Source organism: Cerasibacillus quisquiliarum, assembly GCF_014202495.1.
Lineage (GTDB): Bacteria > Bacillota > Bacilli > Bacillales > Amphibacillaceae > Cerasibacillus > Cerasibacillus quisquiliarum.
The window spans coordinates 251,587-274,213 of sequence record NZ_JACHHA010000002.1 but is presented as its reverse complement, the minus strand read 5'-3'; the positions used below and the strand labels follow the sequence as shown (position 1 = coordinate 274,213).

The following is a 22,627-nucleotide window of genomic DNA, read 5'->3' as shown; positions in this document are numbered from 1 at the left end:
GCATGCGAAAAATTATCGTCGGCTCAAGAAAAAGTAATTTAGCGCTTACACAAACGAATTGGGTGATTGAACAATTAAAAAAGGCAGGAGTGAAAAATGAATTTGAAGTCAAGAAAATCGTTACAAAAGGAGATCGAATTTTAGATACGACTTTATCAAAAGTGGGAGGTAAAGGTTTATTTGTTAAAGAAATTGAACAGGCCATGTACGATAAAACAATTGACTTTGCTGTACATAGTATGAAAGACATGCCCGCTATTTTACCTGAAGGCCTCATCATATCAAGCATACCGATTCGTGAAGACCACCGAGATGTTTTAGTTTCAAAAAATGATTTGCCATTATTAGATTTACCAGAAGATGCTATCATTGGAACGAGCAGCTTGCGCCGAGGAGCTCAGATTTTAAATGAACGTCCAGATTTACAAATTAAATGGATTCGTGGCAACATTGAAACACGTTTAAGAAAGTTATATGATGAAGATTATGATGCAATTATTTTAGCTGCTTCTGGTATGAAACGAGTAGGTATGGATGAAAAACTCATTACTGAATATCTTGATCCTACGATTTGTATTCCAGCAGTAGGTCAAGGTGCGCTCGCTATCGAATGTCGGGAAGATGATCATGAACTCCACGATATTTTAGCGCTCATTCATGATGAAGAGACAGCGACATGTGTAAAGGCGGAGCGAACATTTCTTGGTCTACTTGAAGGTGGCTGCCAAATCCCGATAGGTGGTTATGCTTCAATAAATGCGGAAGGTTTAATCACATTATCGACATTAGTTGGTTCACCTGATGGTAAAACGATTTTAAAAGAAACAGTTACTGGAAATAATCCAATTGAAGTGGGATCAGAAGCAGCTAAACGTATGAAAGAAAAAGGTGCATCACAAATTATTGCTTCAGTAAAAGAGGAGCTTGACGTTTAATGGGACAAAGTTTACATCAAAAGAAAATCCTAGTGACACGGGAAAAAAAACAAGGAAAAGAATTCGCAGAGAAAATTAAGCAGTTTGAGGGCATCCCGGTTGAGGTACCGTTATTAAAAATAAATTGTAAAAATCATGATGTAAATGAACAAATTTTAAGTCAAATGCATTCGTTTAAATGGATCTTTTTTACAAGTGCTAATGGCGTTGATTGTTTTTTTCGCCTTTTAAAGCATTACGGCTATTCAAACGACGTATTAAAAAATAAACAGATTGCGGTAGTCGGGCATAAGACAGAAAGACATTTAAAACAACACGGCTATTCAGCACATTTTATCCCAACAATTTACAATGCTGAAACGATGGCAAGTGAATTTTTAGCCAGATTTTCTACAGAAGGGACGTTTTTACTCGTTCGTGGGAATCGTTCGATGAATGTTCTCCCACTAACTTTTAATAAATTAAATATGGCCTACGAATCAATGGAAGTATATGAAACAGTACTCAATATGGCAATTAAGGAACAGTTACATCAAACATTACAATCAAGAACAATAGATTATGTCACATTTACGAGTCCGTCAACAATCGATGCTTTCGTTGAGATGAATGGGCTTAACTTGATTAAACATATGAACCTCTATTGTGTCGTAATTGGTACGACGACTAAGAAGCGAGCCGTTGAAGTTGGATTCAAACATATTCTCGTACCGACCGAGTTTACAATTGAGGGTATGATTGATGTCATGTTAAAAAACGAATCAATAAGAAAGGGTTGATCCATATGGTTAACTTAGATTTTAAACGCCACCGCCGCTTACGATCTTCAGAAGCAATGCGCTCTATTGTAAGAGAAAACCATTTACGTATTGAAGACTTAATCTACCCACTGTTTGTCATTGAAGGTGAGAATATTAGGCAGGAAGTCCCTTCAATGCCAGGTGTGTATCAAGTATCACTTGATTTATTACATGACGAAATAAAAGAGATTGAACAATTAGGCATTCAAGCAATTATTCTGTTCGGTGTCCCGCACGATAAAGATGAGACAGGAACAGGTGCTTATTCTGATGAAGGCATTGTTCAACAGGCAACCCGACTTATTAAAAAGTCTTTTCCTAAACTATTAGTTATAGCTGATACATGTTTATGTGAATATACGTCACATGGTCATTGTGGAGTTATCCATCATCATGATGTTGATAATGATGCATCTCTTAACTTATTAGCTGAGACAGCTGTTTCACAAGCAAAGGCTGGTGCAGATATTATTGCACCTTCAAATATGATGGATGGGTTTGTTACAGTTATTCGCCAAGCATTAGATGACGCTGGATTTGAGCATATTCCAATCATGTCGTACGCTGTAAAATATGCGTCATCTTTCTATGGCCCATTTAGAGATGCAGCAGATAGTACACCAGAATTTGGTGATCGAAAAACGTATCAAATGGATCCGGCTAATCGGAGAGAAGCATTTCGTGAAGCTCAGTCTGATATCGAAGAAGGAGCAGACTTCTTAATTATTAAACCGGCTTTATCATATTTAGATATCGTTCGCGAAGTCCGAAATAAATATGATGTCCCCATCGTTGCGTACAATGTAAGTGGAGAGTATTCGATGGTTAAAGCTGCTGCATTAAATGGTTGGATTGATGAAAAAAACCTTGTCATGGAAAAACTCATATCTATGAAGCGTGCAGGTGCTGATTTATTGATTACGTATCATGCTAAAGATGTAGCTAAATGGTTATTAGAAGGATAAAATATTATTTGAGGTGATATAAAGTGAAAGATTTTACTCAATCGATTGATGCTTATAAAGAAGCGGTAAACTTAATGCCAGGCGGGGTAAACTCTCCAGTTCGTGCCTTTAAATCAGTAGGGATGAACCCAATTTTCATGGCACGTGGTAAAGGATCAAAGATTTATGATATTGATGGTAATGAGTATATTGACTATGTTCTGAGCTGGGGTCCGCTTATTTTAGGACATGCAGATGATCGTGTAGTAAATAAAATTAAGGAAACAATAGACAAAGGTTCCAGCTTTGGTGCACCAACTGTTTTGGAAAATAAATTAGCTCAGCTCGTTATAGACCGTGTGCCGTCTGTTGAAATGATTCGTATGGTTAATTCAGGAACAGAAGCAACAATGAGTGCATTACGATTAGCACGGGGATATACAGGCCGTGATAAAATCGTAAAATTTGCAGGAAGTTATCACGGACATGGTGACTCATTATTAATAAAAGCTGGTTCAGGTGTAGCAACACTTGGTTTACCTGATAGTCCTGGAGTGCCTGAGAACATAGCTAAACAAACGATTACCGTACCGTATAATAATTTAGATGCAGTTAAACAAGTGTTTGAAAAATACGGTGACGATATTGCTGCTGTCATAACAGAGCCAGTTTGTGGAAATATGGGTGTTGTACCACCACAAGAGGGATTTTTAGAAGGTTTAAGAGAAATAACAAAAGAAAACGGCTCATTACTTATATTTGATGAAGTGATGACTGGTTTTCGTGTTGGCTATCATAGTGCGCAAGGTCATTATGATATTGATCCAGATTTGACATGTTTAGGTAAGGTCATCGGTGGTGGTTTACCAGTTGGTGCTTTCGGAGGAAAACGTGAAATTATGGAACAAATTGCTCCTAAAGGTCCGATTTATCAAGCAGGAACATTATCAGGCAATCCACTAGCTATGGCAGCTGGTTACGCAACATTAGATGCTATAACAGAGTCTGATTATGATGTGATTAGTAAGAAGATTGATCGACTTGAAGAAGGATTTAGAAGAGCGTCTGAAAAATATGACATCCCAATTCAAGTCAATCGTGTAGGTTCTATGTTTGGCGTCTTTTTCTCAGAAAAACCTGTCATTAACTATGATACAGCACAACAATCTAATCTTGATTATTTCTCACAATATTATAGAAGAATGGTAGAAGAAGGCATCTTTTTACCACCATCTCAATTCGAAGGATTATTTTTATCAACTGCTCATACAGATGAAGATATAGATAAGACCGTTGAGGCAATAGATCGTGCATTTGCATCAATTAATAAATAATAATAGCATAATGTCTTATATATTTTAAGCGGAAAAATGAAACAACGTTTTTCCGCTTATCTTTTATTTAACATCTATTATATGATTGAGTTGGTGAATCATTTAGTCGATGTGATACCTACCTATTACATAAGCATACATGATGTTTTGTTCAGTTTGTAACAACATTTGCATGAAGACAACTTACTTTATCATTTTTTCTTATTTTCTAACATATAGATAATGATGATATAAATGTGCGGATAACGCATGTATATAAAAGGGGTGAAACATTTGACTAATGATTCCTTTGTGTATAGCTTTGATTTAAAAGAATCACTTTTTATGGAAGGTGGGCAAGGTATTTCTGAAATTAAGCATATTTCACTTGATCCGGATATTTCTATCCAATCTTTTAATGATTATTATTCAATTCGTGGTGTCATTTTGTTATCAGGCGAATACATTCAAGAATCCCTTAATGAAGAATCAGATTCATTGTCTACATTAAATGATTTCGACTTTAAACGTTATATTGAGAACACGGTATCATTAGGTGAGAATTTAGCACAATTTACTCATCGTTTTCCGGTAGAAATATCTGTACCTAGCTATCGAGTGAAAGATATGAATGACGTGGCAGTGCAAATTGCTTCTTTTGATTATGAATTACCAAGTGCCGATAAATTAATCATTGATGCAACGGTTCAAATTCAAGGTGTACAAGGGGAAACTCTAGGTTATAGTAAGACTAAAAAAGAACGAATGAACGAGGATAACATCGATGTAACACCTCATGAAGAAATAGATACTGATGTTTTTTCATTTGAGGTTACGCATGTCGATCATGATGAGCTGAAACAGCGAGAAAAGGAAATGACAACAGACCATTCAAATCAGATGTCCGATGAGAAAGTAAAGAATGCTAACATGAATGATCAAGGAGATACGACTAACCGGCTTCCTACTTTACCTGAATTACGTGAAGAAAGTGGCTTAGAAGAAGAAACAGTTCAGCCAAAAGAAGATGACCGACTATTATTTAAGAAAAAATCGCAGTCATTAGATGAGTTTTTTGCTAAAGATAAAGAACAAGAAAAAAGTCCGACTAATGAAAAAATAACAGCGGAACCAGAAGGAACAGAAGATGATGTAATCATGTCTGAAGTAGAAAATAAACAAACGGAAGAAAAAGATAAATTAGAAGAGGAAAGTCGTGAAGATGATAAAGAATTAGAAGAAGTTTCACACCATCATTTTCTATCAGAAATGATTCAAAGTGAAGAAGAAACATATACACAAATGCGACTTTGTATCGTACAAAAAGATGATACATTAGAATCAATTGCCGAACGTTATAAAACAACGTCACTGCATATTTTAAAGAAAAATCGTCTTGAAGATGATACGGTTTCAGAAGGGCAATTATTATATATTCCGATTAAGAAAAATAAATAAATACATCCCCCTTGTCAGCACGTCAAGGGGTTGTTCATTATATCCACTCTTGATGGAATGCAACGAATAAAAGAACAAAGACAGCTAATATAATAACGTCTAATGTCGTTGGAAAAAGTAATGTACGAATTAATTGAAATATTAATAAAGGTAAGGTGCAACGTTCAATTACTATGATACACTTTCGTGCCCACGGTGGAAGGCGGTAGCGGTAATAACGTGCCAAATTGAATCACACCTCTATTCTCATAAACGTGTTTAATGTTTTGGTATATCATATGATGATAAAGGTTAATATTGTGAAACAGAATGAAAAAGATATGTAAAAATCATTTCAATGTTGCATTTTTCGTTATTATTAGTTAAACTAACTGTAATAATATGAAATGCGATGAAGAGGAAGAGTACAAACATGAAGCCTTACAGAGAGGGAAGCAAAAGCTGGAAGTTTCCTAGGTGTTATCGTTTGGAAGGTCGCCTCAGATGCAGCTTCTTTGAAAATGAGTAGAAGAAGCCGGTTTTGACCGTTAATTCACTTAAGTGTATAGGTATAAAATGCCTATAAACAAAGGTGGTACCGCGAAAGTAGACTTTTCGTCCTTTATGGGCGAAAAGTTTTTTATTTATTTAAGGAGGTTATTTTTATGTCAGATCAACCATTACCTTCGAAATATAATCCACAAGAGGTTGAAAAAAATCGTTATCAATTCTGGCTTGATGGTAAATATTTCGAAGCGAAATCAGATTCAGAAAAAGAACCCTATTCAATTGTCATACCCCCACCAAATGTCACTGGTAAATTACATCTCGGTCATGCTTGGGATACAACAATGCAAGATACAATTGCTCGAATGAAACGTATGCAAGGCTATGATGTACTATGGCTTCCAGGAATGGACCATGCAGGTATAGCCACCCAAGCTAAAGTGGAAGAGAAATTACGTGAAGAAGGTAAGTCACGTTATGAATTAGGGCGAGAGAAATTTTTAGAACAAGTATGGGATTGGAAAGAAGAATACGCTACTTTTATCCGAAAGCAATGGGCGAAATTAGGACTTGGTTTAGATTATTCTAGAGAACGGTTTACTATGGATGAAGGATTGTCAGATGCCGTTAAAGAAGTATTCGTTCGCTTGTATGAGAAAGGGCTTATTTACCGTGGAGAATATATTATTAATTGGGATCCACAAACGAAAACAGCATTATCCGATATTGAAGTGATATATGAAGAAGTTAAAGGTCATTTTTATCATATGCGTTATCCAATAAAAGATAGTGATGAAACGATTGAAATTGCTACAACACGTCCAGAAACGATGTTAGGTGATACAGCAGTTGCTGTACATCCGGATGATGAACGTTATCAACATTTAATTGGTAAGACAGTTATTTTACCGATCGTCGGCCGGGAGATTAAAATTATAGCTGATGATTATGTTGATATGACATTTGGTTCAGGTGCCGTAAAGATTACCCCAGCACATGATCCGAATGACTTTGAAATTGGAAATCGACATCAACTAGAACGCGTTCTTGTTATGAATGAAGATGGAACAATGAATGAGAATGCTGGAAAATATGAAGGTATGGATCGTTTTGAATGTCGTAAACAAATTGTAAAAGATCTTCAAGATATGGGTGTTCTCTTTAAAATTGAAGAACATGTCCATCAAGTCGGCCATTCAGAACGAAGTGGAGCTGTTGTAGAACCATACTTATCGACCCAATGGTTCGTTAAGATGCAGCCTTTAGCTGAAGCAGCTATCAAGATGCAACAAGGAGAAGAGAAGGTAAATTTTGTTCCCGAGCGGTTTGAGCGGACATATATGCACTGGATGGAAAATATTCGTGACTGGTGTATATCCCGTCAATTATGGTGGGGACATCGTATTCCGGCTTGGTATCATAAAGAAACGGGTGAAGTGTATGTAGGTAAAGAGGCACCGAAAGATATTGAGAACTGGAAACAAGATGAGGACGTCTTGGATACGTGGTTTTCTTCTGCACTTTGGCCATTTTCTACAATGGGTTGGCCAGATGAATCAGCTGAAGATTATAAGCGTTATTTCCCGACAGATGTACTTGTAACAGGTTATGATATCATCTTTTTCTGGGTTGCTCGCATGATTTTTCAATCTAAGCAATTTACTGGAAAACGTCCGTTTAAAGATGTACTCATCCACGGTTTAATTCGTGATTCTGAAGGAAGAAAGATGAGTAAATCATTAGGTAATGGTGTTGATCCAATGGATGTGATCGATAAATATGGAGCTGATTCATTACGTTATTTCTTGTTAACTGGCTCTACACCTGGTCAAGACTTACGTTTTTATTGGGAAAAAGTTGAGTCTACATGGAACTTTGCAAATAAGGTTTGGAATGCGTCTCGGTTTGCTTTAATGAATATGGAAGGATTTACGTATGAAGATATAGATTTGACAGGCGATTTATCACTTGCTGATAAATGGATTTTAACACGACTGAATGAAACGATTGAACAAGTGACAAAGAATACGAATAAATATGAATTCGGCGAGGCAGGTCGTTATTTATACAACTTTATTTGGGATGAGCTATGTGATTGGTATATAGAAATGGCGAAACTACCTTTATATGGAGACGATGAAGCTCAAAAACAAACAACACGTTCTGTTTTAGCTTATGTGTTTGATATGACGATGCGTATGCTACATCCGTTTATGCCATTTATTACTGAAGAAATATGGCAAAAACTTCCACATAAAGGAGAGTCCATTACAATCGCAAGTTGGCCAGAAGTGAATGAACAGTTTCATGATGAACAAGCTGCCAATGAAATGAATCGGCTCGTTAATATCATTAAAGCTGTTCGAAATATTCGTGCTGAAGTAGACACACCAATGTCTAAAGAAATTCATCTTATGATTCAAGCAGAAACAGCTGCTATCCAAAAAGAACTTGAAAATGAACGCCTCTATTTAGAACGTTTCTGTAATCCAAGTCAATTAGATATTGGAATAGATTTAGATATCCCAGAACAAGCGATGTCAGCAGTTGTGACAGGTGCTCAAATCTATTTACCATTAGAAGGCTTGATTGATTTCGATAAAGAAATTGCCCGTTTAGAGAAGGAACTGGAGAAATGGACGAAAGAGGTTGAACGCGTGCAGAAGAAACTAAGTAATAAAGGTTTCGTTGAAAAAGCACCAGAAGCAATTGTAGAAAAAGAAAGACAAAAAGAAATCGATTATTTAGATAAACAACAAAAAGTGAAAGACCGCCTAGCAGAATTAAAAGGATAGAAAATACGGCCCAAGAAGTTACGATGTCTTCTTGGGCTTTTTTATTGATATTCTAACTTTATGTTATCTTTAATAAAAGATAAATATTTGCCAACCGTATTAATTGATGAAACAGAACTTAAAGTACGTGAACCAACAACATCTTCTATTTCATTGAATAATAAGTCACCAGAGTAACTGAACAAAAAGTCAATTCCAACCATGCCAAAGTCAAAATGATTGATAATTCTTTGAATGAATATCCTTTCATGTTGTGATAAGTCATACCATGTCGCTTTTCCACCAAGTTTAAAATTAGCACGAAAATCGTTATCACTTTCTCTAAGTACAGCACCAATGATTTTCTTTCCAATAACAAAGACACGGAGATCTTTACCTTGTTGAACGTCAGTTGTTTGAATTAGTACATGCTCAAATGCTGTTTGTTGTAAAAAATGTACCCAATCATGATTGTTTTTAACGAGAAATACTTCCCGGCCACCTCTTCCAGTTGGATTTTTAATGATTAACGGATAAGGTAGTGGCGGGTTATGAGTTAAATCTTTTCGATTATAGAAGAACATATTAACCATAGGGATGTTCAGTTTATTAACTTCTAAATGAGTTAATATTTTATTGTTACAAATACGCGATATATATGAAGAATTAAATGTTTTAATACCTAACTGTTCTAAATGTAATTGCAACAATGGCTCGACTGTTCTAACAATGGCAAAATGTGGTCGCTTAATCGGTTTGTTTTGCTTCAATATAGTAGGTTTTTGATTCATAATCCCGATTTGCAAATCTTCTCTTAGCATAAACGTTAAATGAATATCAAGCTTCTTTGCTTCATCTAAAAACCACTGTATAAAACTCATATTTTCTTTTGCATCTTGTTTAGAATAAATAAGCCATCCGCGAATTCTCATATTTGCTCTCCTGTTGTTGAAAGTTGCTTTCGAATATATGAAATAATCGCATCTGCTGGATTAATATTTGTACACTCATATATATTGCGAATATGGGCATTTGAGTTTACTTCACATATAATCGGTTCATCATTTTCACCGAATAATAGATCGACACCAGCAAAATCGGCACCAATTGCCTTTGTAGCTTTAATAGCTAGATCTACTTCATATTTCGTTGGTTTATATGCTTCCATTGTTCCCCCAGCTGTAATGTTGGCGCGAAAATCGTCTTTAGCTGTTCGCTTCATTGCTGTAACGACCTGACTGCCTATAACTTGTAAACGTAAGTCTCTACCGTAGCTTGTTTCAATGAATTCTTGAAACATAAAAGGCCGACCATGGATGGTCTGTATTATTTCTCTTAGCTCTTCCTTCGTATTAACAAGATAGACTTGTTCACCGAATGAACCGAATGCTTCTTTAACTATCATCGGTAACCCTAATCTTTCGATAATCTGATCAATTTGATAAAAATTTGAAGAAATTTTCTCTGTAAATGACTTAGGTGCAACAATTGTTTTAGGTATTGGTAATTGAAGCTCAGCTAATCGTTGATAAGTAGCAATTTTATCGTCACTTGTGGCAATAGCTTTAGCACGATTAAACACTCGTATACCAAGTAACTCGAGCTGTTTAGCTAAATATATATCTTTATCTGTAAATATAACAAAGTCAGGTAAATCTTTTCTTTTATCTTGGATAATTTGCGGATGTAATGATAAATAAGACATAATATCGTTGTTTTTATAAATCATGGCATTCATTTTTTGTTTATGAGCTGCTGACTGTAGCATGCAAGCAAAGTCGATAAACTTTTCACTATTTAAGCTCCCATTATAAATAATCCATCCTGAAAGAGTCATATATGTAACGCTCCTTGGTCATCAAATAATTGTGCTATACTGTTTAATTATACAAGATATTCAAGCGAAATGATAAAAAAACAATATAGATCGTGAAGGTGTACGCTATGTTTAAAGATATGAATGAAATCGAATCGTTTATGAAGTCACGCGACAAACTTGGTATACAGCCAGGTCTTGATAGAATGCGGACTTTACTCAAAAGGATAGGACATCCTGAAAAGAAACTAATAGCTATTCATGTAGCTGGAACAAACGGCAAAGGTTCGACGATCCATTATTTAAGCCATGCTTTAATGAATAGTGGTTATCATGTCGGTGTATTTACATCACCTAGTATGACCGATTTGCGTGGTCATATATTACTTGATGATACATCTATTTCGGAAAAAGAATTTATAGGCATCATGAATATGTTATATCCGCATATTATGGCGATGGATAAAGCTGATATGGGGCCTAGCACATTTGAAATTATCACAGCTGCTGCGTTTAGCTATTTTTCGCTGCGTGCAGATATATCTCTTATTGAAACAGGTATGGGTGGAAAAGATGATACAACTAATGTCATAACACCAATTATCTCCGTTATTACAACTGTAGCTATCGATCATCAACAGTTTTTAGGTCAAACAATACAAGAAATCGCTGAACATAAAGCGGGAATCATTAAACATCGTGTTCCAATTGTTGTGGGAGAATTAGATGATGAATCATTATATGTCGTTGAAAAGTTTGCTAAATTAAACAATGCTCCGTTATATCGCTTAGGAAAAGAATTTTGTTATACCTATCACGTATGGAGCTACCAAACTTGCTTATTACAAATGAAAATACTCATGAAAGGCCGGCATCAAAAAAATAATGCAGCCATTGCATTAATGGTTCTGTATCTTTTTAAAAAACAAAAAAGAAACATAAACCTTTCTCAAGCAGTTCAAGCTATAGAAAATGTGATCATACCAGGACGCTATGAACAAATATGTTCTACACCATCTATCATCATTGATGGCGCTCATAATCCTAATGGAATGGAAGTGTTTTTGCAAACGATGTGGCAAAATAAGAAGCATCGAATCAATCATCTCATTTTTGCCGGTTTTAAAGACAAGGCTCTCGCGACCATGCTAAAAATGGCAGAACCATTTTTTGACACGATAACACTGACAACTTTTGCACATGAACGTGCGATCTCCGTTACAGAACTAGGGAACTTATGTCATCATCCAAACGTTCACCTTGAATCGGATTGGAAACGATTAATAAATCATCTCTTGACGCAAGAAACAATTGATACAGACGAAGGATATTTTGTCGTTGGTTCTTTTCACTTTATTAGTCTTGTCAGGCAGTTTATAAAAGATGTAGAAATGTGACAAATAATGACTTGAAATAACAATATTAATATGTATAGATTTGACAAAATTCTTCTTACTTTTCATATATTATGTGCTAGAGTGAAGAGACATATGATAGAAGGGTAAGGAGATGAATAGATGAATAAAAAGAAAAAGCTCACATTTAAGATAAATCAAAAGCCTAGCTTTAAACATAAAAGGCAAATGATTCGTAAACCTAGACCGAGCTTATCTTCTACAAAAAGACATCAAGCATCCCGCGTGAAAAAGAATGTTATGTTTGCAACAGGCTCAGCTCTTATTATTGGTACCATTTTCGGTATTGTAATGTTAAAAATGTTTGCCACATTAGACGAAACTTCTAGCTATCAATCAACACATATAAGTCAAACAACCGCACCACATCATGCTAATCATACAAAACGATCTAAACAAAGTAAAAAAACACATTTATTATCTGAATTACAAGCATACGTTATACAAGCAGGTATGTTTTCAGAACGTGCTAATGCCGAAGCATTGCTTTCTCAGTTTCAAGGTAAAGATGTGGATGGTGTTATTTGGCAGCGAGATGGGTATTATTATCTCTTTGTTAATGTTGTGAGTAACGAAGCTGCTGCTAAAAAGATGATTAAGCTATATGAACAAGAGAATCTCGAGACATTCGTTAAACAATGGTTAACGTCTGAAGTGAGTCATACATTAACTGAAGTCGAACAAGAATGGTTAACATCATTTCAAGTTATATGGAACGAAACGTTACGTGCTTATACAGAAAATAACGATTTGAATTTCGAACGTTGGGAACAATTATATAAGCAAACTATGAAAACGAAAGAAATGCAGGAGTTTCTTGATAGTAGTAAACCTATTTTGTCTGATTTAACAAAGGATCCAGCCATATTTCTTTTGAAAATATGGCTTGCCTATGAGAACTTCATCTATTCATTAGAAGATAGTACATTTCCATGAATTTTTAAACGCATATAGATTAACTTTCATAGCAAGAAAGTAATAGTTAGCATATGTTACTACGTAAAAAACAATTTTTCGCTATTTGAAATTCTCGTTCCTATTGACTATGTTTAAAATAGAAAAGGAGGTGAATCAGTGTCTAGACAACATATTATGATACGTGATGTACCAAAAGCAGAGCGCCCGAGAGAGAGACTATTAAATGATGGCGCGCGGAATCTATCGAACCAAGAATTATTGGCAATTTTACTAGGTAGCGGTACAAAAAACGAATCTGTGATGTCTTTAGCTCACCGTGTACTCGTTCATTTTGAAGGGCTGAAGTTATTACGAGACGCGACCATAGAGGAATTAACTGCAATCAAAGGGATTGGAGAAGCGAAAGGGGTCATCATATTAGCGGCCATTGAATTAGGAAAGCGTATGAATCATTTTCGTTCGAGTGAACGATATGTTATTCGTTCACCAGAGGACGGCGCTAATTATTTAATGGAGGAATTACGTATATTAAATCAAGAGCATTTCGTTGTTCTGTTTTTGGATACTAAGAATCAAATCATTCATCGTCAGACAATTTTTATAGGGAGTTTAAACGCCTCAATCGTCCACCCTAGAGAAGTTTTTCGTGAAGCGGTTAAACGCTCAGCTGCCTCAATCATAGTTGCTCATAATCACCCATCTGGTGTGCGCCTGGACAATGTATCAATTTAGTGATGATAATTCATCCAAACGTGCTTACAATGTTTGTGGTCAGCATCTAACCTTCAGGGGAAACTTATGAAGGGACAAAAGCATGATGTGAAAAGGGGAAGAGACGATAAAGCTATCAAGTCGAGTCCGTTCCTCAGACCAAGTGATGTATGGTAAAAGCTATACTGCCTGAATCCTAGACAGATGTGCGGAGGGTGCGCTATAACCTACGATAGCTAATAGGTTATGAGGATAAACGAAAGGTATATCACCAGAATATCTTTCGTGTAAGCTTTATCCGACAATCTTCTGACTGAAGAAAATGTCGAAAGGGATACCTAACCATCACAATTCTAAATTGATATCATATGCAGGGATTGCCTAAGTGTCTTATCATATGGCAACGGAGTTTTTATAGTACCCGACGTTTGCTCGTAATGAGTTTAGCATGGGGAAGAAAAACAGGTTGAGAAGGAGTCTTACAATTATGATAAGTCATCATTACAATGCTCTTAAGACCATTAAAAAAGAATTTAAACATGTAACATGGTATATAAAAGGAGAAATAATCAGCCCGCAAAAACAACCAAATTCACGTTTTAATAGAATACTCATCGATTCGTATTTAAAGCGATTTGATCATCATATGAAACGAATCGTAGTGAGAGATAAATGTATAAAATATGTGCGCTATAGGACAGAGTTTGTCATAGGAATACAAGGTCCTAAGAAAAAGGCGAAGAAATTATTTGCCGACTGTCAACAAATCATTAAGAAAATGTATCTATTGCCCCAACTTAACCTTTCACTCGCTCATATAGAGAAATCATTTCTTTTTTTAAAACATAAGATTAAACTCCATAGTAAAACAAATAGAGGAATTGGATTAGAAATTCCAAGTTATGAATTAATTAAATATGCCGCAGTAAAACGTTATGGAAACTTAAGAACATTTAAAAGTACACATAGGCCGAGCCTACTACATTATTCTGAGCTAGATATCATGCGGATATATAATCGTGAATTGTTATCAGTGGCTAAGTATTATCGCTTAGTAAATAATTTCTCTAATTTAGGAAGATTATTTTATTTAGCGGAAAGTAGCTTTCTTAAAACAATTGCCAATAAAAAGCGTAGTACGGTAAAAAGAACTGGCAAACGTTTACGTAAACATAATCAAGGTCTTTTGACAGTTAAGGATAATCAAGTAGCCGGAAGAACAGAATTCCTTTCCTTTATCAGATTAAAAGATGTTCGATATTTAAATTTAAAGTAAGACTTCATAGACTCAACTGGCGAGCCGTATATGCTGAAAAGCGTACGTACGGTTCTGAGGGGGAGCTTTGAATCCAACGTCTGTTGGCGCAATTGACTCTACCCTACGATCCAACACCTTCTCAAGAAGACATCCATGTAACGAGGCGACTTGTTGAATCAGGTAAAATTGTCGGTATTGAACTTTTAGATCATTTAATCATTGGAGATCGTAAATTTGTTTCATTAAAAGAGAAAGGATACTTATAGTACTATCAATTTTTGTTGTTTTTTCGTATAATTAAATAGACAGATTTTAATAGCGCCATTTCCACTGTATGAAATTGGCGCTTCTTAAATTTTTTGAATAACGATTATGTAAGTTTAATCGTTTATGTTTATAGAATAACTGATATAGTTGTGCTAACTAGGAGAGGGAGATAAGTTTGGGATTATTTAATTTTTCACAAGATGTGGCGATTGATTTAGGAACTGCGAATACACTCGTATTTATTAAAGGAAAGGGAATTGTTGTACGTGAACCCTCCGTTATAGCAAAAAATATGGAAACTGGTGAAATAGAAGCAGTCGGCAATGATGCTAAGCATATGATTGGACGAACACCGGGATCAATTTCTGTGATTCGACCAATGAAAGAAGGAGTCATTGCTGATTTTGAAACGACAGCTTTAATGTTAAAGTATTATTTAAAGAAGGCAATGCGCAAACGTAGTCGTTTTGCTGGAAAGCCGAATGTCATGGTTTGTGTCCCATCTGGTATTACAATGGTAGAAGAGCGTGCAGTTATTGATGCTGCTAAACAAGCTGGCGCCAAAGATGCTTTTCCAATAGCAGAGCCTTTTGCCGCTGCTGTTGGTGCTGGTTTACCTGTATGGGAGCCAACGGGAAGCATGATTGTAGATATTGGAGGTGGAACAACAGAAGTTGCAGTTATATCACTAGGTGGTATTGTAACGAGTCGTTCTATCCCTGTCGCAGGTAATAATATGGATCAAGCGATTATTTACCATATTCGTAAAACGTACAATTTAATGATTGGAGAAAGTTCAGCTGAATCATTAAAGTTAACCATTGGCTCCGCACAAAATACAGATGAAAATGAATCTGTTGAAGTGCGTGGTCGTGATTTGCTAACTGGTTTACCAGAGACCATTTCAATTAAGGCTAATGAATTAACTGATGCACTTAAAGAAACGATTGATGCGATTATTGATGCAGTCAAGGTTACACTTGAAAAGACACCACCAGAATTATCGGCAGACATTATGAATCGTGGAATTGTATTATCTGGTGGAGGCTCTTTATTAAAAAATATAGATCGTGTTATAAGTGATGAGACAAAAATACCTGTTTTTGTAACTGAAGATCCGTTAGATAGTGTTGCTAATGGAACAGGAAAATCGTTAGATTACATTCAACATTTTCGTTCTCAGCCGAATGTATCTTCTCATCTAACCCTTGAATAAGAAGGTGTTCGTATTGCATTTTTTACGTAATAAAAGATTATTTATCATTTTAATAGGTATGATTATTCTGGTCGTATTAATCGGATATTCATTAAGTAACCGTGAGAATTTATCTAAACCGGAGAAAATGATTCATGATACTGTTGGATGGTTTCAAAGTGTCGTTCACAAACCAATTAATTATGTTTCAAATATCGTCAGTAATATCAGCGACATGAAAAACATGTACGAAGAAAACCGGCTTTTAAAGGAAAAGTTAGGTGAATATAAAAGGCTTATTTATGATGTTCAACAATTAAAAGAAGAAAATGAAGAATTAAGGAAGTTGGTTGATAAGTCTGATTCAATTAGAGATTATCAGGCGATTCAGTCGACGGTTATAGCTCGCTCTCCTGAAAGATGGCTGGAGCAGGTAACCATTGACAAAGGAGAAAAAGACGGTGTAAAAACTAATATGGCAGTTATGACACCAGATGGAATGATTGGGAAAATCTCTCAAGTCTCAGATCGTACAGCTACCGTCCAACTTTTAACAGGATTTGATCAATTTAATCGTATCTCAGCGACTGTATCACGTAAAGGTAAAAAAAGTATTTTCGGATTGATCGAGCAGTATGATGAGAAAACCGAATCGCTCATTTTTCGGATTATCGATGAATCTGATAAAGATTTAAAAAAGGGCGAGCTTGTCGTTTCATCCGGATTAGGGGGCGTTTTCCCAGCAGGACTTCCTATTGGTAAAGTCATCGATGTTGGTTTAGATCAATACGGTTTAACAAAAACAGCGTATGTAAAGCCAGCAGCAAATATGCATGAATTAAACAATGTGATTGTAGTCGATCGTAATTTACCTACTCTTGATGAAGAAGAAGGAACGAATAAAAAGGGGGATAAGGAATGATTCGCTTTTATATTCCTCTCATCCTCTTTTCTTTCATGGTATTTGAAGGTGTCTCACAAAGTTTTTTACCGAATAGTCTTGTCCAAGCTGACTTTATTCTCATTCCACACTGGGTATTTATTTTTCTCATCTGTATTGTGATTTTTTTTGAAAGAGAAGAAGAATATAGATCTATCTATTATGCTGTTATTTTTGGGCTGATGATTGACATTGTTTATACTGATATACTTGGTGTGTATATGTTTACATATGCGATAACAATTTATATGATAAAAGGGATATCGCGCTTACTGCAAGCGAATTTGTTATCAGCCATTATTTTCAGTGCAGTCGGGATTGTGACGATGGAAGTCTTGATTCAATTGATTTATATCGTTATCGGTTTGATACAAATTCAGTGGAAAGAATATGTCATTTTACGCTTAATACCTACCGTCATTGCAAATATCGTATTTTTAATGATGATTTATCCTTTTGTTGTAAAATGGTTGTCCAACTGGAAAGTTAAAATAGAAAAAGAAATGATATCATAAATTGAACGCTGTCAGATCTGTCGGATGAGGTGACTATATGAAACTAGAACAGAAGAAACAGTTAATAACAATAAAAGGAACAGAAGAAGGATTGACTTTGTTCATGGATGATTTATGTTCCTTCGATGAATTGATTAATGAATTACAAGAGAAGATAACGACAGTAACACCAAAACAAGGGGAACCAGTTATTCCTGTTAAAGTGCAACTTGGTAACCGTTATTTGTCTCGAAAACATACAGATGAAATTAGACATATTATCGAAAAGGGCCATTATTTTACGGTTGACATGTTTGATTCAGCTGTTATTCACAAAGAAGAAATGGAGAAATGGAAAGAAAACCAAGAAGTCAAAGTTTTTCGCCGAGTCGTAAGGTCTGGGCAAGTGTTACAAGTTAAAGGTGACGTGTTATTAATCGGGGATGTTAATCCTGGTGGAAAAATTATTTCAACGGGCGATGTTTATGTTTTGGGACGTTTAAAAGGAATTGCACATGCAGGGCTAAATGGAAATAAAAAAGCCATAATTGCAGCTTCTTATATGAAACCAACACAATTACGTATTGCTAATTACATTAGTCGGGCACCTGATTATGAGTCAGATGGAGTCTATATGGAATGTGGATTCGTTGATTTAGAGCAAGATAAAATCATGATTGAGCGTCTGCAACAATTGACACGACAACGAAGGAACGTTCTGGAACTTGAAAGGAGAATGCAAAATGGGTGAAGCAATCGTTGTGACATCCGGAAAAGGTGGAGTTGGCAAAACAACAACTTCGGCAAATATCGGTACAGCTTTAGCATTAATGGACAAAAAAGTATGCCTTATTGATACTGATATTGGTTTAAGAAATCTTGATGTTATTATGGGATTAGAAAACCGAATCATTTTTGATATTGTTGATGTTATAGAAGGCAGATGTAAGTTAAATCAAGCCCTCGTAAAGGATAAACGATTTGATGATTTATCGCTATTACCTGCTTCCCAAACGAGTGATAAATCAGCTATTACTGAAGAAGGGATGGTTCAAATTGTTAGTGAACTAAAACAAACATATGACTATATCATTATTGACTGTCCCGCAGGTATTGAACAAGGTTTTAAAAATGCAGTAGCTGGTGCAGATAAAGCAATTGTTGTTACAACACCAGAAATGTCTAGTGTTCGAGATGCTGATCGTATTATCGGGTTATTAGAACAAGAAGACATAGAGCCACCTCATCTTGTGATTAACCGCATCCGCAACCATATGATGAAAAATGGTGATATGCTTGATATCGATGAAATTGTACAAGTTTTATCAATTGACTTAATTGGTATTGTGTTAGATGACGACGAAGTTATAAAAGCATCAAACGCTGGTGAGCCAATTGCTTTACAAGCAAAACCGAAGTCAGCGATTGCTTATCGAAATATTGCCCGAAGAATACTCGGTGAAAGTGTTCCTTTACAATCTTTGGAAGAAGAAAAAGGCCTATTTCAAAAAATGAAACATTTTTTCGGTATGGGCTCATAAAATATTATCAGTTTTCAGGATAAAGAATAGATTACACTGTTCTTTATCTTTTTTTCATGCTTTTACAATCATATATTGGCGTATTTTTCATACATATGTACAAATAGTTATAAAGGATTGTGAGGCAGATGAATAGAGATATTAGAAATGTTCGAAAAGCGATTAATAAGCGAAAGAGTCTTCGAAGATTATCGACAATAACTAAAGAAAAGGAAACATTGGACGAATTTGATCCATTTCCTCAAGAAGAAGAAAAACATGGATACTACAAAATGTTTCCAGATGTAGCAAAGAAATCGTATAAAGCTGAATCGTCAACATCGTTTATTATTAAAGGTGTTTTATCATTGATGCTCTTTATGAGTTCAGCTTTAATTTTACAATCCGAGTCGAGTCGCTTGCTAATGGTTAAACAATGGACAAGATCTGTTTTACAAGAAGAATTCCCTTTCGCAAAAGTGAATCAATGGTACCAAGAAACGTTTGGCAATCCTTTCTTATATTCTTATGATAAAGCAGTAACAGATCAGGAAGATATCGTATTACCAGTTAATGGACATATTAAAGAATCATTCTCAGCTAATGGAAAGGGTGTTTTAATCGCGCCTGAACGTGAGGAAGTTGTAACAGCATTAAAAGGTGGTGTGATTATATTCGCCGGAAATGATCGATTGACAGACAAAACAGTCGTTATCCAACATGCGGATGGAAGTCAAACAACATATGGATTTTTAAGTTCTTTAAATGTCCATTTATACCAGGCTGTAAAAGAAAAAGATAGGATTGGTACTTTTAAACCGTCGAAAGAAAGTGAGCATGTTTATTTTTCAGTTGAAAAAAATAATCGCTATCTTGATCCTTTACAGGTGATCCGTATTGATGACGCAAAATAAGCAATATCCTACTATATATGTGCATCCTTTACTTTTATTATTAATCGGAATATCCTTTGTAACCGGGACATTTATATCATTATTTATCATCTTAAGTATTGTCATTATCCATGAGTTAGGTCATGTCATGATGGCTTTATTTTTTAAATGGCGTATACGTCGCATTATGTTTTGGATTTTTGGCGGAGTGATGGAAACAGAAGAACATGGGACAAGACCTTTACATGAAGAATTGTTAGTTACATTGGCAGGTCCGGTACAACATGTTTTTATTTACATCCTATATTTTATTTTAGATCGTTTAACTTTATTTCCTGAATCCCTTTTAGCGATGTTCTTTTTTTATAATACAGTTATTTTAATCTTTAATTTGCTTCCTATTTGGCCACTTGATGGGGGCAAACTCCTATTATATGGTTTGGCATTACTTTTTCCTTTTCGAAAGGCCTACCATTTAGTATTAGTTTGGTCTGTATGCGTTTGTTTAATAGGTTTCCTTGCTTTGTTTATGATCCCTTTTCATTTAACATTGTTTTTTGTTATTTGTTTCTTATTATTAGAGAATATTTCCGAATGGCGAAGACGTTATTATGTATTTATGCGTTTCTTATTAAATCGTTATCAAGGAAAGACGAATTATAAAAAAACGAAATCTCTCGTTGTTCATAATCGTGTTCGTTTAATTGATATTTTTTATTTATTCCATCGAGATCGGAAGCATATTGTTTATGTTGTTTTACCAGGGAACAATAAAAAAATCCTCAATGAATCTGATTGTTTAACATATTACTTTCGGGATAAATATGTCTATCATTCAATTGGAGAAGTAATTTAAAAAAACATTGACACGACCAATCTTAATATGGTAAAATCAATTTGTTAAACGTAGCACCAGTGCTACAACCGCTCAGAACAGGTTATCGTAAAACCGTAATGGTACCTGTATGGCGAGTCTTAGTCTTAGGGAGGTGCAATTCATGTATGCAATTATTGAAACAGGTGGCAAACAAGTAAAAGTTGTTGAAGGCCAAGAAATTTATGTAGAAAAAATATCTGCGGATGTAGATGAAACAGTTACTTTTGATAAAGTATTGTTTGTAGGTGGCGATGATGTAAAAGTTGGTTCCCCATATGTTGAAGGAGCAACAGTTACAGCTAAAGTTGAAAAACAAGGTCGTCAAAAGAAAATTAGAGTTTTTAAATACAAACCTAAGAAAAACTACAAACGTACACAAGGACATCGTCAACCTTATACTAAATTAGTTGTCGAAAAAATTAGTCTATAAGTTAAAATGACACATAGAGGACGATGTCATGATTACTGTTTATATTTATCGAAAACAAGGAGAGATCACAGCTTTTGAACTGTCTGGACACGCAGAAAGTGGTCCATATGGACACGATCTTGTATGTGCAGCAGTTTCTGCTGTATCATTTGGTGCGATAAATGCTGTGACTGAATTATGTCAAATAGATCTTGGTATAGATCAAGGTGAAGAAGGTGGCTATCTTCGTGTTACATTACCTTCTCATCTTGAACGAAAGACAAGGGAAAAGGCTATGCTTTTGTTAGAAGGTATGGTCGTTTCACTTGAAACAATTGAACGAGATTACGGTGAGTTTATCAAGATACATTATCATTGAGGAGGTGCTTGTTATGTTGCGTTTAGATTTACAATTTTTCGCTACCAAAAAGGGAGTCGGAAGCTCACGTAATGGCCGTGATTCTAGAGCAAAACGTTTAGGCTCTAAACGAGGCGACGGACAATTTGTTACTGGTGGATCGATTCTTTACCGTCAACGTGGAACTAAAATCTACCCGGGAGAAAACGTAGGTCGTGGTGGAGATGACACATTGTTTGCTAAAGTTGATGGTGTTGTTCGATTTGAGCGTTATGGACGCAATCGTAAAAAAGTTAGTGTTTATCCAGTATCTGTTAAAGCATAATGGCTGGGACAAAACCAGTCTTAAAGAGAAAAATTGCGGAATCAACATTAAAATGTTGTTTCCGCAATTTCTTTTTTGTTTCGGATTGTTATGATTATGTATTTTGACGGTATACTTCTTAAGTTTACCGCCATTAATGCAAATGCTCATTCATTTTCTACTTTCGATTTCCCTCTAACCGAAAATCAGAATGACAAATTAGCCTTCAGGAATCCAAAACTGGTTCTACATCCATTTTGCGGTTTTTTATATTTGTTATCATCTATTAGATGATAACATACAAAAAATCCAAATTGGAAACGAGTAAAATTCTCTACTCCACATGATTACGCATAAATCTTTGAATCCATGCAGAGTAGATAGCTCCACTCCGCATGGTTACGACCAAATCTTTGAATCCATGCAGAGTAGATAGCTCCACTCCACATGGTTACGACCAAATCTTTGAATCCATGCAGAGTAGATAGCTCCACTCCGCATGGTTACGACCAAATCTTTGAATCCATGCAGAGTAGATAGCT

At 35.4% G+C, this 22,627-nt stretch carries 23 protein-coding genes, 2 pseudogenes and 2 other annotated features; of the genes and pseudogenes, 21 read left to right on the top strand and 4 right to left on the bottom strand.

Annotated features, from left to right (window positions below; all coding sequences use genetic code 11):
- The first annotated feature begins 2 nt into the window (after positions 1 to 2).
- From hemC to spoVID, 5 genes are all read left to right on the top strand, one after another.
- A complete protein-coding gene (gene hemC / locus HNQ35_RS04150; RefSeq protein ID WP_146937645.1) occupies positions 3 to 935 on the top strand; it encodes a hydroxymethylbilane synthase in 933 nt (310 codons plus the stop codon).
- Positions 935 to 1,714 (top strand): uroporphyrinogen-III synthase, encoded by a 780-nt coding sequence (locus HNQ35_RS04145; protein ID WP_146937643.1) that lies wholly within the window; start codon positions 935 to 937, stop codon positions 1,712 to 1,714. The genes hemC and HNQ35_RS04145 overlap by 1 nt, the downstream gene beginning before the upstream one ends.
- Before the next feature lie 5 nt (positions 1,715 to 1,719).
- The gene (gene hemB, locus HNQ35_RS04140; protein WP_146937641.1) at positions 1,720 to 2,700 is read left to right on the top strand and encodes a porphobilinogen synthase; all 981 of its coding nucleotides are present in this window, start codon (positions 1,720 to 1,722) and stop codon (positions 2,698 to 2,700) included.
- A 23-nt stretch (positions 2,701 to 2,723) separates the two neighbouring features.
- On the top strand, positions 2,724 to 4,013 hold the full coding sequence (hemL, locus tag HNQ35_RS04135; RefSeq protein WP_146937639.1) for a glutamate-1-semialdehyde 2,1-aminomutase: 1,290 nt from the start codon (positions 2,724 to 2,726) through the stop codon (positions 4,011 to 4,013).
- 273 nt (positions 4,014 to 4,286) lie between these two features.
- A complete protein-coding gene (gene spoVID, locus HNQ35_RS04130; protein ID WP_170226657.1) occupies positions 4,287 to 5,450 on the top strand; it encodes a stage VI sporulation protein D in 1,164 nt (387 codons plus the stop codon).
- 37 nt (positions 5,451 to 5,487) lie between these two features.
- On the opposite strand, the gene HNQ35_RS04125 is transcribed toward spoVID, so the two are convergent.
- A complete protein-coding gene (locus HNQ35_RS04125) occupies positions 5,488 to 5,676 on the bottom strand; it encodes a YszA family small membrane protein (RefSeq protein WP_146937635.1) in 189 nt (62 codons plus the stop codon).
- A gap of 156 nt (positions 5,677 to 5,832) precedes the next feature.
- Positions 5,833 to 6,055, top strand: a binding site (T-box leader).
- A 39-nt stretch (positions 6,056 to 6,094) separates the two neighbouring features.
- Here HNQ35_RS04125 and HNQ35_RS04120 point away from each other — a divergent pair.
- Positions 6,095 to 8,731, top strand: a complete 2,637-nt coding sequence (locus HNQ35_RS04120; protein WP_146937633.1) for a valine--tRNA ligase — start codon at positions 6,095 to 6,097, stop codon at positions 8,729 to 8,731.
- A gap of 41 nt (positions 8,732 to 8,772) precedes the next feature.
- Here the strand turns inward: HNQ35_RS04120 and HNQ35_RS04115 are convergent, their stop codons facing one another.
- Both HNQ35_RS04115 and HNQ35_RS04110 read right to left on the bottom strand, forming a co-directional pair.
- Positions 8,773 to 9,642, bottom strand: a complete 870-nt coding sequence (locus HNQ35_RS04115) for an ATP-grasp domain-containing protein (protein WP_146937631.1) — start codon at positions 9,640 to 9,642, stop codon at positions 8,773 to 8,775.
- Complete coding sequence (locus HNQ35_RS04110; RefSeq protein WP_146937629.1) at positions 9,639 to 10,547, bottom strand: ATP-grasp domain-containing protein; 909 nt, start codon at positions 10,545 to 10,547, stop codon at positions 9,639 to 9,641. Before HNQ35_RS04110 ends, HNQ35_RS04115 begins: the two co-directional genes overlap by 4 nt.
- Before the next feature lie 107 nt (positions 10,548 to 10,654).
- Here HNQ35_RS04110 and HNQ35_RS04105 point away from each other — a divergent pair, with 107 nt between their 5' ends.
- From HNQ35_RS04105 to rpmA, 15 genes and pseudogenes are all read left to right on the top strand, one after another.
- The gene (locus tag HNQ35_RS04105) at positions 10,655 to 11,923 is read left to right on the top strand and encodes a bifunctional folylpolyglutamate synthase/dihydrofolate synthase (RefSeq protein ID WP_146937627.1); all 1,269 of its coding nucleotides are present in this window, start codon (positions 10,655 to 10,657) and stop codon (positions 11,921 to 11,923) included.
- Between the two features lie 120 nt (positions 11,924 to 12,043).
- Positions 12,044 to 12,877, top strand: coding sequence for an SPOR domain-containing protein (locus tag HNQ35_RS04100; RefSeq protein WP_146937625.1), 834 nt, complete (start codon positions 12,044 to 12,046; stop codon positions 12,875 to 12,877).
- 156 nt (positions 12,878 to 13,033) lie between these two features.
- On the top strand, positions 13,034 to 13,591 hold the full coding sequence (gene radC, locus HNQ35_RS04095; protein WP_146937796.1) for a RadC family protein: 558 nt from the start codon (positions 13,034 to 13,036) through the stop codon (positions 13,589 to 13,591).
- 466 nt (positions 13,592 to 14,057) lie between these two features.
- Entirely contained in the window at positions 14,058 to 14,846 is a 789-nt protein-coding gene (locus HNQ35_RS04090; RefSeq protein ID WP_170226656.1) for a group II intron reverse transcriptase/maturase, read from the top strand.
- A gap of 107 nt (positions 14,847 to 14,953) precedes the next feature.
- A pseudogene (locus tag HNQ35_RS04085) lies at positions 14,954 to 15,094 on the top strand (JAB domain-containing protein); the annotation flags it as partial.
- Positions 15,095 to 15,270: 176 nt separating this feature from the next.
- Entirely contained in the window at positions 15,271 to 16,311 is a 1,041-nt protein-coding gene (locus HNQ35_RS04080; protein WP_146937619.1) for a rod shape-determining protein, read from the top strand.
- Positions 16,312 to 16,324: 13 nt separating this feature from the next.
- Positions 16,325 to 17,212 (top strand): rod shape-determining protein MreC, encoded by an 888-nt coding sequence (gene mreC, locus HNQ35_RS04075; RefSeq protein ID WP_146937617.1) that lies wholly within the window; start codon positions 16,325 to 16,327, stop codon positions 17,210 to 17,212.
- Entirely contained in the window at positions 17,209 to 17,745 is a 537-nt protein-coding gene (gene mreD / locus HNQ35_RS04070; RefSeq protein WP_146937615.1) for a rod shape-determining protein MreD, read from the top strand. The genes mreC and mreD overlap by 4 nt, the downstream gene beginning before the upstream one ends.
- 37 nt (positions 17,746 to 17,782) lie before the next feature.
- The gene (minC, locus tag HNQ35_RS04065) at positions 17,783 to 18,475 is read left to right on the top strand and encodes a septum site-determining protein MinC (protein ID WP_146937613.1); all 693 of its coding nucleotides are present in this window, start codon (positions 17,783 to 17,785) and stop codon (positions 18,473 to 18,475) included.
- Positions 18,468 to 19,265 (top strand): septum site-determining protein MinD, encoded by a 798-nt coding sequence (gene minD, locus HNQ35_RS04060; protein ID WP_146937611.1) that lies wholly within the window; start codon positions 18,468 to 18,470, stop codon positions 19,263 to 19,265. The genes minC and minD overlap by 8 nt, the downstream gene beginning before the upstream one ends.
- Before the next feature lie 128 nt (positions 19,266 to 19,393).
- Positions 19,394 to 20,158, top strand: a complete 765-nt coding sequence (locus HNQ35_RS04055) for a M23 family metallopeptidase (RefSeq protein ID WP_146937609.1) — start codon at positions 19,394 to 19,396, stop codon at positions 20,156 to 20,158.
- Complete coding sequence (locus HNQ35_RS04050; protein WP_146937607.1) at positions 20,145 to 20,993, top strand: site-2 protease family protein; 849 nt, start codon at positions 20,145 to 20,147, stop codon at positions 20,991 to 20,993. Before HNQ35_RS04055 ends, HNQ35_RS04050 begins: the two co-directional genes overlap by 14 nt.
- A 56-nt stretch (positions 20,994 to 21,049) precedes the next feature.
- Positions 21,050 to 21,123 (top strand) — a sequence feature (ribosomal protein L21 leader region).
- A 12-nt stretch (positions 21,124 to 21,135) separates the two neighbouring features.
- Complete coding sequence (rplU, locus tag HNQ35_RS04045; protein ID WP_146937605.1) at positions 21,136 to 21,444, top strand: 50S ribosomal protein L21; 309 nt, start codon at positions 21,136 to 21,138, stop codon at positions 21,442 to 21,444.
- Positions 21,445 to 21,472: 28 nt separating this feature from the next.
- Positions 21,473 to 21,802: a ribosomal-processing cysteine protease Prp gene (locus HNQ35_RS04040; protein ID WP_146937603.1), complete on the top strand. Its 330-nt coding sequence runs from the start codon at positions 21,473 to 21,475 to the stop codon at positions 21,800 to 21,802.
- Positions 21,803 to 21,815: 13 nt separating this feature from the next.
- The gene (gene rpmA / locus HNQ35_RS04035) at positions 21,816 to 22,106 is read left to right on the top strand and encodes a 50S ribosomal protein L27 (protein WP_146937601.1); all 291 of its coding nucleotides are present in this window, start codon (positions 21,816 to 21,818) and stop codon (positions 22,104 to 22,106) included.
- Here the strand turns inward: rpmA and HNQ35_RS14570 are convergent.
- A pseudogene (locus HNQ35_RS14570) lies at positions 22,096 to 22,353 on the bottom strand (IS5/IS1182 family transposase); the annotation flags it as partial. The gene rpmA and the pseudogene HNQ35_RS14570 overlap by 11 nt on opposite strands.
- Between the last annotated feature and the right edge of the window lie 274 nt (positions 22,354 to 22,627).